Source organism: Polynucleobacter nymphae (assembly GCF_018882155.1).
GTDB classification, from domain to species: Bacteria; Pseudomonadota; Gammaproteobacteria; order Burkholderiales; family Burkholderiaceae; genus Polynucleobacter; species Polynucleobacter nymphae.
The window spans coordinates 491,044-507,444 of the sequence record NZ_JACVPA010000001.1 but is presented as its reverse complement, the minus strand read 5'-3'; the positions used below and the strand labels follow the sequence as shown (position 1 = coordinate 507,444).

At 46.1% G+C, this 16,401-nt stretch carries 12 protein-coding genes; 9 read left to right on the top strand and 3 right to left on the bottom strand.

The window, feature by feature from the left end; all coding sequences use genetic code 11:
• The first annotated feature begins 39 nt into the window (after window positions 1-39).
• The 5 genes from ICN29_RS02605 to bchL all read left to right on the top strand — a co-directional run bounded on the left by ICN29_RS02605 (window position 40) and on the right by bchL (window position 5,475).
• The gene (locus ICN29_RS02605) at window positions 40-1,065 is read left to right on the top strand and encodes an NAD-dependent epimerase/dehydratase family protein (protein WP_216129429.1); all 1,026 of its coding nucleotides are present in this window, start codon (window positions 40-42) and stop codon (window positions 1,063-1,065) included.
• A 135-nt stretch (window positions 1,066-1,200) separates the two neighbouring features.
• Window positions 1,201-1,404 (top strand): hypothetical protein, encoded by a 204-nt coding sequence (locus ICN29_RS02600; RefSeq protein ID WP_216129427.1) that lies wholly within the window; start codon window positions 1,201-1,203, stop codon window positions 1,402-1,404.
• Window positions 1,405-1,648: 244 nt separating this feature from the next.
• Window positions 1,649-2,947, top strand: a complete 1,299-nt coding sequence (locus tag ICN29_RS02595; protein ID WP_216129425.1) for a ferredoxin:protochlorophyllide reductase (ATP-dependent) subunit N — start codon at window positions 1,649-1,651, stop codon at window positions 2,945-2,947.
• Window positions 2,944-4,530 carry a ferredoxin:protochlorophyllide reductase (ATP-dependent) subunit B gene (gene bchB / locus ICN29_RS02590; RefSeq protein WP_216129423.1) on the top strand — a complete coding sequence of 529 codons (1,587 nt, stop codon included), beginning with the start codon at window positions 2,944-2,946 and terminating at the stop codon, window positions 4,528-4,530. The genes ICN29_RS02595 and bchB overlap by 4 nt, the downstream gene beginning before the upstream one ends.
• 39 nt (window positions 4,531-4,569) lie before the next feature.
• Window positions 4,570-5,475 carry a ferredoxin:protochlorophyllide reductase (ATP-dependent) iron-sulfur ATP-binding protein gene (gene bchL, locus ICN29_RS02585; protein WP_216129421.1) on the top strand — a complete coding sequence of 302 codons (906 nt, stop codon included), beginning with the start codon at window positions 4,570-4,572 and terminating at the stop codon, window positions 5,473-5,475.
• 20 nt (window positions 5,476-5,495) lie between these two features.
• Here bchL and ICN29_RS02580 read toward each other — a convergent pair whose 3' ends face one another.
• Window positions 5,496-6,479 carry a protochlorophyllide reductase gene (locus tag ICN29_RS02580; protein ID WP_216129419.1) on the bottom strand — a complete coding sequence of 328 codons (984 nt, stop codon included), beginning with the start codon at window positions 6,477-6,479 and terminating at the stop codon, window positions 5,496-5,498.
• 74 nt (window positions 6,480-6,553) lie between these two features.
• Between ICN29_RS02580 and ICN29_RS02575 the strand changes: the two genes are divergently transcribed.
• Both ICN29_RS02575 and bchO read left to right on the top strand, forming a co-directional pair.
• On the top strand, window positions 6,554-7,480 hold the full coding sequence (locus ICN29_RS02575; protein WP_216129417.1) for an alpha/beta fold hydrolase: 927 nt from the start codon (window positions 6,554-6,556) through the stop codon (window positions 7,478-7,480).
• 3 nt (window positions 7,481-7,483) lie between these two features.
• Window positions 7,484-8,338: an alpha/beta fold hydrolase BchO gene (gene bchO, locus ICN29_RS02570; RefSeq protein ID WP_216129415.1), complete on the top strand. Its 855-nt coding sequence runs from the start codon at window positions 7,484-7,486 to the stop codon at window positions 8,336-8,338.
• 5 nt (window positions 8,339-8,343) lie between these two features.
• Here the strand turns inward: bchO and ICN29_RS02565 are convergent, their stop codons facing one another.
• Complete coding sequence (locus ICN29_RS02565) at window positions 8,344-10,260, bottom strand: magnesium chelatase subunit D (protein ID WP_216129413.1); 1,917 nt, start codon at window positions 10,258-10,260, stop codon at window positions 8,344-8,346.
• A 52-nt stretch (window positions 10,261-10,312) separates the two neighbouring features.
• A complete protein-coding gene (gene bchI, locus ICN29_RS02560) occupies window positions 10,313-11,359 on the bottom strand; it encodes a magnesium chelatase ATPase subunit I (RefSeq protein ID WP_216129411.1) in 1,047 nt (348 codons plus the stop codon).
• A gap of 259 nt (window positions 11,360-11,618) precedes the next feature.
• Between bchI and ICN29_RS02555 the strand changes: the two genes are divergently transcribed.
• Both ICN29_RS02555 and ICN29_RS02550 read left to right on the top strand, forming a co-directional pair.
• On the top strand, window positions 11,619-15,437 hold the full coding sequence (locus ICN29_RS02555) for a magnesium chelatase subunit H (RefSeq protein ID WP_216129409.1): 3,819 nt from the start codon (window positions 11,619-11,621) through the stop codon (window positions 15,435-15,437).
• Window positions 15,438-15,494: 57 nt separating this feature from the next.
• Window positions 15,495-16,397: a polyprenyl synthetase family protein gene (locus ICN29_RS02550; RefSeq protein WP_255538036.1), complete on the top strand. Its 903-nt coding sequence runs from the start codon at window positions 15,495-15,497 to the stop codon at window positions 16,395-16,397.
• Window positions 16,398-16,401: the final 4 nt, after the last annotated feature.

Sequence of the window (16,401 nt, the reverse complement as noted above, 5' to 3'; positions counted from 1 at the left end):
GTCTCTCACCAAAAATATTGCTAGCCACTGCCTATTACTATGGACGATCTGCCATGTATCTTGGTCAACGGTTTAGTAAATGAGCAGTCAATGAAAATCTTTTTGACTGGTGCCAGTGGTTTTGTGGGAAGTCACTTGGTCCAGTCTCTGATAGCAGCAGGGCATGAGCTTGTAGCTCACTATCGCGCACCACAGTTGCTCAATATCAAACCTCAACACAATCTGCAAGTGTGGTCAGGCGACTTAAATGATGTCCAAAGTTTATCTAAGCGACTGCAGGGTATTGATAGCGTAATTCATTGCGCAGCAGAGATGAAGTTATGGAACTCAAAAAAAGCCTTACATGAGACCAATGTGCTCATGACCAAAAATATTCTGAAGGCTTCCAAACAATCAGGAGTTCCGCAGTTCATATATATGAGTGATGCATCAGTTGCTAAAGATCCATCTATTGCCAATCTAGATGTTTGTGAATCGCGCGCTTTACCATCCCTAGAAAAATTTCCTTATAGCCATAGCAAGTCCTTAGCAGAGCAGTATGTTCTGGCGGCTGGAGATGAGACCCTTCGAACGATTAGCCTTCGACCTGTATCAATTTGGGGCAAAGGAGATCTGATTGATCGCATCTTAGGCAAAGCTGCCAACCTCAATCAATTTGGTTGGTTTGATCAGGGCGACTATCTCTTTTCCACTTGCAATATTTACAACCTGTGCGAAGCAGTTAATAAAGCGCTGCTATCTAAATCAAATCGAGAAAGCTTTTTTATTAGTGATGGGCCTCCAGTACTCTTTAGGCAATGGATGAGTAGAAGACTGTTGGCAGGCCATTACAAAGTGCCTACTTTATCGATACCCCGTTTCTTAGCCTGGCCATTAGCGCGCTTTACAGAAAATGGTTGGAACTACTTACCGCTGCGTGGAGAGCCTCCTTTAATTTGGGAGATGGTCCACTTAATGGCGCACCCGTTTTCTATCTCGATAGCTAAGGCCAAAGAGCAATTGGCTTATGAGCCGCTCTATGGAATGGAAGAGGGCATGCTGGAAATAGAGAAAAATCGTATTTAATCAAGGGTTTACCCTAGACATCTTGACTCTAGGAATGTCGCGGTTTAAAGTTTTCACAGTAAAACAGTAGCTATGCATTGAAGATCTGATGAAGATCTCATGCACAAAAGATAAAACCTTGAAAGGATACAAAGCATGATGAAATTTCATGATGTCAGAGACCAGATCTCAAAGATTGCTGGATTTTGTGGCATGGTCATTAGCATTACCGTGGCTTTTTATCTGATCTTCCCTACTGGTCAGACTCAATCTAAGTTTGCCATGCTGCTAGTGTCGTTTGGAATTGCAGTAGCACTCAGTGTCTTGACCTTCAAGGCGCTGCTCAAGTCCCAGCGATAAAAGCCAATTCTGAACCCATAAAAAGCCCCGAAATATTGAAGTATTTGGGGCTTTTTCTTTGACCTAAAGTTGGGCTAAACCTTGTTCTAGACCCCATTAATCGCTGTTTAATCGGTGTAAATACTTATATCTAAAACCCCCCAAGAGGCTTTTACTAAGGCATCTATTAATCAACGTTTTATTGTATGACTCCTTTTTTGCATGTTCCCCCATTCATTTCTTATAGTAAAGCTAGAGGTAAGAATTGAATTCTGTATCCCAAGAAGTGACGGTTGATACCCAACCTATTAATTTCCAGCCTTTAAAAGAGCGTGGTCAGAGAGAGGTTTTCTGTGGCCTCACTGGAATCATTTGGTTGCATCGCAAAATTCAAGACGCCTTTTTTCTAGTAGTGGGTTCTCGTACCTGCGCACACTTAATTCAGTCTGCCGCTGGGGTGATGATTTTTGCAGAACCCCGTTTTGCAACTGCCATTATTGATGATCGTGATTTAGCCGGTCTGGCAGATGCCAATGATGAGTTAGATAAAGTAGTCAAACAATTACTCGAGCGTCGTCCTGATATCAAACTCCTATTTTTAGTAGGCTCATGTCCTTCAGAAGTGATTAAGTTGGATTTATCTAGAGCAGCGCAGCGCCTCGGTAAAACCTTTGCACCTAAAGTACGTATTCTGAATTACTCTGGCAGCGGTATTGAAACCACCTTTACTCAAGGTGAAGATGCTTGCTTAGCAGCGCTAGTGCAAGATCTGCCTAAATCAGCCGAATCTGATGAACTTGATTTATTAGTAGTGGGCTGCTTAGCTGATGTGGTGGAAGACCAATTTAGCCGGATCTTTAAAGACCTGGGCCTCAAGTCCTTTGCCTTTTTCCCACCCAGAGAGTCAACGCAGAAAATTGTGGTTGGTCCTAAGACTAAATACTTACTCGCTCAGCCATTTCTGACGGATACCGCCAGGTTCTTAGAAAATCTAGGTGCCCAAAGAGTTGCTGCACCTTTCCCGTTAGGAGTAGAGGGAACAGAAAAATGGTTCTGGGCCGCAGCTAAAGAATTAGGTGTTTCTGCTGATGCCTTTGAAAAAGTGATTGCCCCACAAAGGGATCGCGCCAATAAGTCACTTGAGCCCCATCGTGAAATCCTCAAAGGTAAATCGATTTTCTTCTTCCCAGACTCTCAGTTAGAAATCCCCTTAGCGCGCTATTTAAATAGAGAACTCGGCATGAAGCTTATGGAAGTAGGTGTTCCTTACTTACATCGCCAGCATATGGCAGAAGAATTAGCGATGTTAGATCCCAAGACACAATTGGCTGAAGGCCAAAACGTCGAGAACCAATTAGACCGTTGTCGTGAACAGCAACCCGACATGGTGGTCTGTGGTTTAGGCTTAGCTAATCCATTAGAGGCTGAAGGCTTTACAACCAAGTGGTCGATTGAACTGGTCTTCACGCCGATTCAAGGATTTAATCAAGCAGCTGATCTAGCTGAATTGTTTGCCCGTCCTCTAACGAGAAAAAATAAGCTCATGATGGTGGAGGCGGCATGAAGTTAACCCTCTGGACTTATGAAGGGCCACCTCATGTTGGTGCAATGAGAATTGCTACTGCCATGGAGAAGGTGCATTACGTATTGCATGCACCCCAAGGAGATACGTATGCTGATCTCCTCTTCACCATGATTGAGCGGATGAAAAAAAGACCGCCGGTAACTTATACGACTTTTCAGGCGCGCGATTTAGGAAGTGATACTGCAGAATTATTTAAAGATGCTGCCAGAACAGCGTATGCCCGTTTTAAGCCGGACTTATTAATGGTGGGCGCTTCTTGTACTGCAGAACTCATTCAAGATGATCCGGGTGGTTTAGCTGCCGCTCTCGATTTACCGGTGCCCATCTTGCCGCTGGAATTACCTGCGTATCAAAAGAAAGAAAATTGGGGCGCAGCAGAAACCTTTTATCAGATGGTTCGTTTGCTAGGGCAAGCTTTTGTTTTACCTCCTGGTCAGCAGCGCCCAGCCCGAGCAGCTGGCGTAAAGCCAAGCTGCAATATTTTGGGGCCTACCGCTTTAGGTTTTCGTCATCGTGATGATGTTGAAGAAATCTCCCGCTTATTGCGCGAGCTAGGAATTGAAGTTAATGTCGTTGCGCCGCTTGGCGCTAATCCAGCCGATATTGCCCGTTTGCATGAAGCAGACTTCAACGTCAATTTATATCCTGAGACAGCCAATACTGCCGCTACTTGGATGACCCGAAGTTTTGGTCAGCCGTCTACAAAAGCGATCCCGATTGGATTTAAAGGGACTCAAGCTTTCATCACTGAAGTTTGTCAGCTAGCCGGGATTGAATGTGATGTTCAAAAGTTCAGTCAATCCTCTAAAGCGCGTTGGTATGCCTTATCAGTGGACTCAACTTACCTTACTAACAAAAGAGTCTTTATTTTTGGTGATGCCACCCATGCCATTGCTGCTGCTAAAGTAGCAGCCCATGAAATGGGCTTCAAAGTCGTTGGACTAGGAACCTATAGCCGCGAATTAGCTCGTGAAGTGCGTGAAGCTGCTGCCGAGTTAGGTCTTGAAGCCATGATCACGGATGATTATTTAGAGGTTGAGGCAAAGATTACAGAGCTGCAACCTGAGTTAATTCTGGGTACGCAAATGGAGCGCCATATTGCGAAGCGCCTACAGATTCCCTGTGCAGTGATTTCTTCACCAGTGCACGTACAAGATTTTCCAGCACGCTATTCCCCACAAATGGGTTTTGAAGGTGCCTGTGTTTTATTTGACTCTTGGGTCCATCCATTGATGATGGGTCTAGAGGAACATTTGATTGGCATGTTCAGAGGTGACTTTGAGTTTCATGAGGGCGCCATGCCATCCCATCTGGGTCATAGCTCAGCCCCGATGAAGGTAGAAGTAGGATCAGGAGAGGCAGAGCAAATTACCGCTCCTAACCTCAATTTGGGCAGTCAAACCCTTGCCTGGGAAACGGATGCAGAGAAAGAACTCAATAAGATTCCCTTCTTTGTTAGGGGTAAAGCCAGACGAAATACGGAGAAGTATGCAGTAGAGCAGGGTCTTTTAAGCATTACCCTAGAAACTTTGTATGATGCAAAGGCGCACTTTAAAAGTTAAATCATGACATTAGGTCAAAAATAGCAAAGGCAATTCAAAATGAAAGCAATCAACATACCCATTTCAGATGCTCGTAGCGCACCACCCGATGGTGAGGGCAGTCTGCAGGTTCAGCTTGATCCAAATTTGAAAATTGGTAAAGCTAAGGTCTTTGCAATTTATGGCAAAGGTGGCATCGGTAAGAGCACCACCTCATCTAATCTTTCAGTCGCCTTTTCTAAATTAGGAAAACGGGTGATCCAGATTGGCTGCGATCCAAAACACGACTCTACCTTTACCCTCACGAAAAAACTCATGCCAACCGTAATCGATGTGCTTGAGAAAGTGGACTTTCACTCTGAAGAGTTGCGCGTTGAAGACTTTGTGTATGAAGGCTATAACGGTGTGATGTGCGTTGAAGCAGGTGGCCCACCAGCGGGAACTGGTTGCGGTGGCTATGTGGTTGGACAAACTGTCAAACTTCTAAAAGAGCATCATTTGCTAGACGATACCGATGTCGTGATCTTTGACGTCTTGGGCGACGTGGTATGCGGTGGCTTTGCTGCACCACTGCAGCATGCTGACCGTGCATTGATTGTGACTGCAAATGACTTTGATTCTATTTTTGCGATGAATCGTATTATTCAGGCCATTGGCGCCAAAGCGAAAAACTATAACGTGCGATTAGGTGGTGTGATTGCCAATCGCAGTAAAGATACCGATCAAATTGACAAGTTCAACGAACAGGTCGGATTAAAGACCATGGCTCACTTCCCAGACTTGGATGTGATTCGTCGTAGTCGTCTGAAAAAATCCACCTTATTTGAAATGGAATATTCTCCTGAGCTTGAATTAGTCCAGCAAGAGTACATGCGTTTGGCTGCGTCACTCTGGCTCGGATCAGATCCATTGCCATCAATCCCAATGAAAGATCGGGATATCTTTGATTTACTCGGATTTGATTAAGTACTCAGTTAACTAAGCACTTAGTCACTGGGCATGCCAACCAGCTTGGCAGTCACTTCCCACAGGTCTTTACTCAGCTTCTCGCTCTTGGCTTTCATCGAAAGCTCTTGAGCGAAAGGCTCTCTAATCGCTGAGTTGCGATTGCCCCAGCTCCAATGAACACCGGATTGGGTAAAGCGTGAGTCTGCTACGACTTGAGCAACCCGATCACCCGCAAGTTCTTGGGTCACATACCCTTTAGTAATGTTCTTCTGAAACCAAGGGAATATTTTCTGAAAGAGTGGCGGTGTATCTCTAAAGAGCGCTGTCTCTGCTACGCATCCAGGATATAAAGTATTAAAGATCACCCCAGTGCTGGCGTGATATCTTTTTTGTAATTCACGATTCATGACCATATTGCATAACTTACTGTCTTTGTAGGCCTTACCTGGTTTAAAAGGCTTGCCGTTGATCATGGCAATCGGGGTTTTAAAGCCAGCCATTAGACCTTCTAGTGCACCAATATCTGCAGGTGCCGGAATCGGTACCTTGCCACCAAACTCTTCTGAGTTGGCGGTAACAGTACCTAAGGTAATGAGGCGAGCATGTTCATGTGCTTTAGCAGTCTGGATCAAATTTTCTAACAGCATTCTGCTCAGAACATAGTGGCCAAAATAATTGGTGGCAACACTGATCTCAAACCCTTGAGGCGAACGTGCAGGCTCTTTCAAGAGCGGCAGATAGGTAGCTGCATTGCATAGCAGGGCATTGAGCTTTTGGCCGCTGTCATTAAAGTGCTTCACAAATGCTCGCACACTGTCTAGATTGCCTAGGTCTAATTGCCAGATTTCATATTGGCTAGAATCAAATTGATGCGCCTTGGCAGCCAACTCCATTTTCTGGGGATCGCGGACCGCCAGAATCAGTCGCCAATTTCTGGCGAGTAGGGCTTTTGCAGCATATAAACCAACACCGGACGAAGCTCCGGTAATAATGGCTAGAGGTTGATTGGCAGTAGAGGTCATTTTTCTATTACAGTCTTAGTGTTGGTAAAGATTCAGGTAAAGATGCATTGTTGTCATTTTAAGGCTAGCACTCGATGTTCCTCAAAGCACTCAAGATCATTGCTCTTGTATTCACAAGCTTGATATTTCTGGCTGTGCTCTATTTATGGACGCCGGATAAGTCTAAAGCAGAGTTAGAGAAAACCTACGGCTCATCTAAAAACGCCTATGTCACCGCATTGGGTGTCAATCTCCATTTCCAAGATAGTGGCCCCTCTAAAAATCCAATCCCCATTCTGTTTTTACATGGCTTTGGCGCGAGCTTGCAAACATGGGATAGCTGGGCACAAGCTTTAAGTGAAGACTACCGTGTGATTTCTGTTGACCTACCAGGATTTGGTTTAACCGGAGAAGACCCGAGCGGTATTTATACCGACCAGAGAAGCGTAGAAGTATTAGAAGCTTTTCTCAAAGAGCTCAAGATTCCCAAGGTGGTATTGGTAGGTAATTCTATGGGTGGCAAGCTTGCTTGGCAATTTACAGCCCGATATCCTAATCAGGTGAGTAAGTTGGTACTGATATCTCCAGATGGATATGCGAGCCCCGGAATAGAGTACGGTAAAAAAACAGAAGTTCCAGCCATTGCTGAGCTCTATCGCTATTTCTTTTCTAAAACATTTCTAGCGATGAACTTAGAGCCTGCTTACGCTGACCCAAATACCTTAAATGATGCTTTGGTCAATCGTTACTACGATCTGATGTTAGCCCCTGGAGTGCGAGGCGCCATCTTGGGCCGCATGCAGCAAACAGTTCTGCAAGACCCAGTGCCATCCTTATCTAGCATCCAAGTTCCTACCTTATTAATCTGGGGTGAAAAAGATGCTTTCATTCCGATTAGTAATTCCAATGATTATTTGAAGGTGATGCCCAATGCTAAAAGAGTATCCTTACCCAATATTGGCCACTTACCGCAAGAAGAGCAGCCTTCCATTGGTCTTGCAGTACTTAAAGAGTTTTTATAAGCAATGAAACGAATCCCACTAGATTGGCCTAATCGAGAACACAGCAGCATTGTCTCTGTAGGCAATATCGATTGGCATGTACAACTCACCGGTAAAGGCCCAGTGGTGTTGCTCCTACATGGCACGGGTAGCTCAACTCACTCTTGGTCTGATCTGATTCCTTTATTAGCAGGCCATGCGCAAGTGCTAGTACCGGATTTACCAGGCCATGCTTTTACCTTAGGGGCAAATCTAGAAGATCTTAAGCTCGATGAAATAGCGCGTTCATTACAACTGCTGATTGATCAATTGGGAATCGAAGCCCCATCGATCGTAGTGGGACATTCTGCTGGCGCGCCCTTAGCGATTCGTTTTGCAGTAGCGGCAGCAAAACAACCTAAGCTAGTGATTGCATTGAACCCATCCTTTATTCCGCCACCACCGGTCTATACCAGTTTCTTTGGACCGCTCTTAGGCCCGATTACTAGATCTTCAACCCTTTCTAGCTTGCTTGCTTCACTATCACCGAGCCTGGGAATGGTAGATAAGCTACTAGACTCCACCAATACCATTTTGCCCGAAGCTCGCAGAGTTTATTACCGCACACTCTTTGAGCGTCCAGATCACGTGCGTGGTTCTATGAACTTCATGGCAGCAGCAGATATCCACAAAGTGTTATCAGAAGCCAATTTGTATCGCGGTAAATTGATTTGTGTATTGGGTAATCAGGATGCGTGGATTCCAGCTAAACCTTTGGAGAAGATTATTCAAGAAAATTTCCCTGCTGCAGAAGTTCTCAAGTGGGAGGGTGGTCATATCATGCATGAGCTAGAACCTGCCAAGGTGGCGCAGCTAGTTCTTGCAGGACTAGCGCAGTAGAGTAACTAAGCCTTTTTCAGTCCTTGCATGATGGCTTGAGAAACTTCATTGGCTCCTGCGTTTGGCAAAGGCAAGTACATTGACCCCAGTAAGGCTGCCATGGCTTTGCCTTCATCCCTAGCTTGCGGTGAAGTATCAATCCATAATGACTTAAATGAGTAAAAAGAAGCGGATCTGGCTGACTGCTGCGCATCTTCCATGGCTTTTGGTCTGCCAGGAGAACCATCTTTAGCAATATTAGCTCGGCCATCAGTTAAGAAAACCAAAGCAGGGGTTAATCCTTTTCTCATTGAAGTGCTTGCTACTTCAAAAGATTCATCAATGGCGCGCGCTAAAGGAGTGCCACCGCCACCGGGTAGTCCACTCAAAGCCCGTTTGGCTTTTACTAAAGAGCGGGTAGGGGCCAAGATGAGTTCGGCAGTACTACCTCTAAATGACATTACTGCTACTTGATCTCGTCGGATATAGCATTCGGCTAGTAGCAGCTCTACAGCACCCTTGGCTTCTGCCAAGCGATGCATAGCAGAAGAGCCAGAAGCATCAACGATAAACATTGTTAATGTTTGAGTACGCTCTTGATAGCGCTTGATCCGAAAATCTTCTTTGCGGATCATGATTTTTCCAAGAGGAATGGTTTTACCAGCCGCAAGCATTTCTGCGCGACGAACCCTTTGCCAAGGAACCGCAGCGCGTAAGGTATCAATGATGCTTAGCGTCTTACCGCCTTCAGGCATGCCTGGCATATTACCCAAGGGACGACCACGCATACGACCAACTTTGACAGCACCCGTTTTACCGCCCATACCTTTAGGTGATTTCAGATCCGCTAAATCTGCCAAGCGCGCCAAGAGATCTGCAGGGATTGCTGCTTGAGCTGCTTCTAGAATTTCATCTTCAAGCGCTTGCGGAGTTTCTGTATTGCTTTCGGGTTCTTGATCCTCTTGCTCTTGTTCTTCTTTATCATCTTCCTGTTTCTGATCTTCAGTGGGATCTGGAGGAGGCGGAGGCTCTTGATCTATAGGATCTTGTTCATTCTTAGGCTCATCATCAGATTCCGGTGGAAGCTCTTCCTCTTCTGGAGGAGCACTTTGTGGCATACGTGTAGCACGTGGGGATAGAACCAAAGCAATCGCCCGTTGCAAGTGCATGCTACTGACTTCATCTTCTCTGTCAAAAGCAGCCAAACATTTTGCAGTATTGATTGCTAGAGTCAGAGCGCGTATTGATATCACGCCTAACTGCTCGGCAACATCTACTAAGGCATTTAGACTATCTTCACTGACAGTGACGTTTGAGAAGTTCTCACGCGCATCTTGAAGTAACTGGGCATCTGGCACTAAGTCATCATCAGTTTCTGGTAAATCTCTCCAGCCCAGGATATCGAGATTTAATAGAAAGGCTGCTCTTTGCCGAATCTTTTCATTAGGATGCTCATCATCTTCGATGCCCTCATCTAAAGCCACAACACCAAAGTGACTTTCAATTCTGCGGCTTTGACCATCACGCTCAATCGAGATAAACCCATTATCTAAAGCGCTCACGACTTTTGCTACAGCACCTACTTCCACTCTCTCTGCCATTGGCATGAGTAATAGCTGCTGATCGCATTGAGCTAGTAAGCCTTGTCTGAGAACAGCCTTCCCAGTGCGCAGTGTTTGATCCAGATCGATTCCCCCAATCAGGTTTTCATCGGAGATTCCAAGGGGCATCTTGCGTAGGGGTAGGCGCATACCGCCTAATTGAGCGACGGTATTGAGATAAGCCAACCAGCGATCTCGCACAGGGCCAGAGCGTGCTCGCAGGATGACGCCGCCTAAACCATGGGGGTTAATGACCAAGAGCTGAGCGACCTGGAGTGCACGCAACCAAGTTTCTAGTTTGGCGCTCTTACTGATCTCTTGCGTTTGTTCTGGATTTTCCAAAAGACAGTGTTTATTGATTGAGCTTATTTATTAAATGCACTTATTAAGCTACTTACTTCGTTTTTTCAGGAAACAATTCTTCTAAGGCTCTTTTGACTCTGACGCCAGAACTCGAGTCATCCAAAGGATTGCGTCTGAGTCGATGCTGAAGCGCAGGCACTGCAATCTTTTTTAGATGCTCAATCGTCACATGATTTTTTCCGCACAAGGCAGCATAAGCACGCATTGCTCTGAGAAGGGTGAGCTCACCACGTAAACCATCGGTGCCTAAGTGACTACAAAGCTGAGTGACCTTTTCGAGCATGGCGTCATCCACTTTGACATTAGGCAATTTCTTTTTGCCAGCTTGGATCTGTGCTCGAATGATGTCGTCTTCTTTTTCCCAGGTCTGCATGAACTTGGCTTGATTGCGCTCAAACTCATCACGGCGCTTAATAATTTCTACACGGGCTTTAGGTTCTTGCGGTGTCTTCACTTCCACAGCAAGACCAAAGCGATCGAGTAGTTGAGGGCGCAGCTCGCCCTCTTCAGGGTTACCGCTACCTACTAAGACAAATTTAGCAGGGTGACGAATACTCAAGCCTTCTCTTTCAACCACGTTTGCCCCGGAAGCAGCAACGTCAATCAATAAGTCTACCAAGTGATCTTCTAAAAGATTAACCTCATCGATATACAAAAAGCCACGATGGGCTTTAGCAAGTAAACCAGGCTCGTAAGCTTTTTCCCCAGAGCTCAGCGCTTTTTCAATATCCAATGCGCCAATCACGCGGTCTTCAGTAGCGCCTAAGGGCAAGTCAACCACGGGTACTGGTTTTTTGACTGTTTTGAGTTTTCCACCAATTTTGAGTTTTGTACGTAGTTCATCGCAAATAGGGCAGGTTCCTGCTGGGGCATTTGGATCGCAAGCGTAGACACACTCTTGCACTGTATTCATCTCGGGGAGCAATGCTGCAAGTGCACGAACGGCAGTAGATTTTCCAGTCCCGCGATCTCCCATCACCAAAACTCCACCCACACTGGAATCGAGAGCTGCAATCAAGATTGCTAACTTCATATCCTCCTGCCCAACGATTGCTGAGAAAGGGTAATTACGCGCCATTAAGATTCCTTGAAATTTTTGTACTGAAACTAACTTATTGCAGAGCAACAAAACGCTCTATTAGAAGATGACGATCTAAATATACTGGCATTCATTTTTTATTGGGATTTACCCTTAAATAATAGCTTTCTAGTGAAATAGATGTCAATTTTAATTGACAGTATTGTAGGATTCTTTAAGAATCAATTCGAGACAAAAAGACAAAAAAGAGTGAAAAGTAAATTTATATAAATTTAGCCTTTTTAATAAAAATTATTCAATGTTGACCAAAACAAAATCTTCTAACTTGCATGAGCCGATCAAGCTTGTACTCGTTACGATGGATACCCACCTGAATAGTGCAGCAAACCGCGCTTATCAGGATCTGAAGAAGACAATTCCAGGGGCAACACTGAGCATTCATTCGGCTAGCGAGTTTTCTGGCAATCCCACCCATTTAAAGCAGTGCAAAGAGGATATTGCTAGCGCTGACATTGTGATTGCCACGATGTTATTCCTCGAAGATCACTATTTACCAATCTTGGATGATCTAAAAGCAAGGCGAGATCATTGTGACGCCATGGTTTGCGCTATGTCTGCAGGAGACGTTACCAAGCTCACCAAAATTGGTAAGTTAGATATGAGTAAGCCGGCTAGTGGTTTGATGGCCATGCTGAAAAAATTACGTCCGAGCGCCAAAGATAAAGACGGTAAGAGCAAGAGCTCGACCGCAGGTGCTAAGCAAATGAAGATGCTGCGCGTGATTCCGCAGATGTTGCGCTTTGTGCCAGGTACTGCTCAGGATCTCAGGGCGTATTTCTTATCCTTGCAGTATTGGTTGGGCGGTTCTCAAGAGAACATGTACAACATGATGGCCAACCTGATTAATCGCTATGCCTCTGGCTCGCGTGAGGCTTTGCGTAAAACTGCCAAGGCGCTCGATCCAGTCGAGTATCCAGACTCTGGTGTGTATCACCCCCGCATGAAAAATCGCTTGAGTAGCAATTTAAGTGATTTACCAAAAGTAGTGCCAGATGCCAAGGCCCGTGGCCGAGTGGGGCTCTTAGTGCTGCGCTCTTACTTGGTCTCTGGTAACAGTGGTCACTATGATCCGGTCATTGCGGCATTAGAGGCGCAAGGCCTACAAGTAGTTCCTGCATTTTCTGCTGGCCTAGATGCTCGTCCCGCAATTGATGATTACTTCACTCAAGATGGCAAGCCAACCATCGATGCCATGATTTCTTTAACAGGCTTCTCTTTAGTAGGCGGCCCTGCTTATAACGATGCGCACGCTGCTGAAGAAGTATTGGCTAAGTTAGATATTCCTTATATCGCTGCTCACCCAGTGGAGTTTCAGAATCTAGAGCAGTGGGGTAGTTCCGAGCGCGGTTTACTCCCAGTAGAGAGCACCATCATGGTAGCGATACCTGAGTTAGACGGCTCTACTATTCCAATGGTTTACGGTGGACGTCCTGGCGCATCGGGTACCACCTGTACTGGTTGCCATAAGCAATGCGCATTTACAGATGACCATAACCCACAAGACATGTTCACTTGTACCGAGCGCGTTGGTATGTTGGCTGCACGCGTTGGTAAATTGGTTGACCTGCGTCGCTCAGAGCGCGCAGAGCGTAAAGTGGGCATCGTATTGTTTAACTTCCCACCAAATGCCGGCAATATTGGTAGTGCAGCTTACTTAAGCGTATTTCAGTCGGTACAGAACTTGTTACTTGGTATGAAAGAGCGTGGCTATACCGTCGATGTTCCAGAATCGGTTGATGAGTTGCGTGATTCAATTCTCAAAGGCAATGCTCAGCAATATGGCGCCGATGCTAACGTGCATACCTTGATTCCGGTAGATGACCATGTGCGTCGTGAGCGCTGGTTAAAAGAGATTGAAGCGCAGTGGGGCCCAGCTCCAGGTAAACAACTCTCTAACGGCAGCTCCATCTTTGTTCTTGGAAAGCAGTTTGGCAATATTCTGATTTCAGTTCAACCTTCCTTTGGTTATGAAGGTGACCCCATGCGCTTGCTGTTTGAGCGTGGCTTTGCACCAACCCATGCTTTCTCGGCTTACTACCGTTACTTGCGTGAAGACTTTGCTGCTACAGCAGTGATTCACTTTGGCACCCATGGCGCTCTGGAGTTCATGCCAGGCAAACAAACGGGGATGAGTGGAGCATGTTGGCCTGATCGCTTAATTAATGATCTGCCTAATATTTATTTGTATGCATCGAATAATCCTTCAGAGGGCGCGATTGCAAAACGCCGCTCTGGCGCAACTCTGATTAGCTATTTAACTCCTCCAGTAACGCAAGCCGGTTTATATGCCGGCCTTGCCGATTTAAAAGCCTCGATTGAGCGCTTTAGATCCTTGGATAAAGATGCAGATCAGGAGCGGATTGATTTAGGAGATCTGATTCAGGCACAAGCAGCAGAGATTGATTTGTGCAAAGCAGAGCCGGTATGGGATAAGACGGATCTGAATGGTTTGCAAAATATCGTGAGCAATCTCTTTAATGAGTTGCTTGAACTAGAGTACACCTTAATACCACATGGCTTGCATGTGGTTGGCGCGGCTCCTCCTCTTGCTGAGCGCTTTGGTTTATTAAAAGCCATGGCTGATGTTGCTTTAGATCATCCGGTAGAAGATGCCGTAGTAGAGGCGCTCATGAATGGTGAGGATTTTGGCAAGGTCATTGATGCCCATCCAGAGTTACTAGAGCTTGGCACCCGCGAGATATTAGAAGAGCTATTTGGCAAGATGGTCAAGTCCAACGAGCTGATGTCTGCAGAGACTGAAGTGGCTGGCATGTTAGATGCGCTCGATGGACGCTTTATTCGCCCGGCAGCAGGTGGTGATGTGATGCGCAACCCTGAAGTGCTACCAACAGGTCGTAACTTGCATGGTTTTGATCCATTCAGAATCCCCAGCGTATTCGCTGTCAAAGATGGCGCTAAGCAAGCTCAGCGCATTCTCGATAAATACCAAGAAGATAGCGACTCACTTCCAGAATCCATTGCGATGGTTTTATGGGGCAGTGATAACTTGAAATCGGAAGGCGGTCAAATTGGTCAGGCGCTCGCATTGATGGGTGCCAAACCTCGCTTTGATAGTTATGGTCGCTTGGCTGGTGCGCAACTCATTCCTTTAAGTGAATTAGGGCGTCCGCGAGTAGATGTTGTGATTACTTTATCTGGCATCTTCCGTGATCTCTTGCCACTGCAAATTAAGTTGTTGGCTGAAGCAGCATTTATGGCCGCCTCTGCAGAAGATGAGCCACTTGAGCAAAACTTTATTCGTAAGCATGCCTTGGCTTATCAAAAAGAGCACGGCTGTGATTTAGAGACTGCCGCATTGCGTGTGTATGGAAACGCTGACGGCGCCTACGGCTCTAACGTGAGCAATATGGTCGAGAACAGCGTGTGGGAAGAGGAAGATGAGCTAGCAGAAACCTACACACGCAGAAAAGGTTTTGCTTTTGGCCGTGCCGGCATACCGATTCAGAATAATGCTCTGTTGAAGAGCGTTTTATCTGATGTGCAAATGACTTATCAAAATCTGGACTCGATGGAGTTGGGCGTTACGACCATTGATAACTATTTCGATACCTTGGGCGGAATCACCAGGGCTGTGAAGCGCGCCAAAGGCGGAGTAGATGTGCCAGTCTTTATTGGTGATCAAACCAAAGGTGAGGGCGCAGTCAGAACGCTCTCGGAACAAGTCTCTTTAGAAACTCGTACTCGCATGCTCAATCCAAAATGGTATGAAGGCATGTTAGAGAGTGGTTATGAAGGTGTGCGCCAAATTGAGGTGCACATTACCAATACGATGGGATGGTCTGCTACCACCGGCCAAGTTCAGCCTTGGGTCTATAAGCAACTGACCGAGACCTTCATGCTCAACCCAGAAATGCGTGAGCGCTTAGCTAAGCTTAATCCGACTGCTGCTGCCCGTTTAGCCAATCGCCTCACCGAAGCTTCGCAGAGAAATTATTGGCAGCCTGAACCAGAAATGCTCAAAGCAATGCAAGAAGCTAATGATGAGCTAGAGGATCGCTTAGAAGGTATCTACGACAACAACTCTTTAGCAGCTTAATCTATTTCAGAAACTAGACCTATTCCTTAAACACAACACTTCAATACAAAAATGACTATGAGCACCTTAGACCGAATCAATCAAAGCCTTGAAAAAGCCATGATTTTGGCTCACTCAAAACAAGGGCCACAGCTCTTACAAGAAGCGATGCACTACTCAGTGTTTCCTGGTGGCGCCAGGATTCGTCCTCAATTATGTTTAGCTGTAGCTGCAGCTTGCGGTGATGATGATCCTGCACTATCGAACGCGGCAGCAAGCGCAATTGAGCTGTTGCACTGCGCTTCATTAGTACATGATGACTTACCTTGCTTTGATAATGCCCAGCTTAGGCGTGGCAGACCATCAGTACATGCTGCTTATGGTGAGCGCATTGCAGTGCTCGCAGGTGACGCCTTGATTGTTTTAGCTTTCCAGGTCCTAGCGAACTCGGGTACACGTTCCATCTTCCGTTTGGGCCCTCTCATGAATATCATTGCGATGAGCGTTGGCTCGCCTAATGGCATTGTGGCTGGTCAGGCCTGGGAGTGCGAGCCCAAAGTCGTATTACGAGATTATCAACGCGCGAAAACGGGTTCATTATTTGAGGCGGCTACTGCTGCTGGAGCTCAAGCTGCAGGTGCTGATGCAGCAACTTGGAGACCCCTGGGTGAATGGCTTGGTGAGGCCTATCAAGTCGCAGATGACATTCGTGATGTTGTCGCTGATCAAACTGAATTAGGCAAGCCTGCTGGTCAGGATGTAGCCCATGATCGACCCAGCTCTGCAAAGGATTTGGGTTTGAGTGGAGCCGTGCAACGCTTTGATGAGTTGGTACAAAAGGCGATTGCTTCGATACCCCATTGCAAAGGCGAGAAGATGTTGCGTGCTCTAGTCACTCAGGAGTCTGAGCGTTTAGTACCTTCAGATTGGTTTAAGGATGCGAAAAGAAAAATTTTGTTTCGTCAAACCAGCCATTCTTAATTTT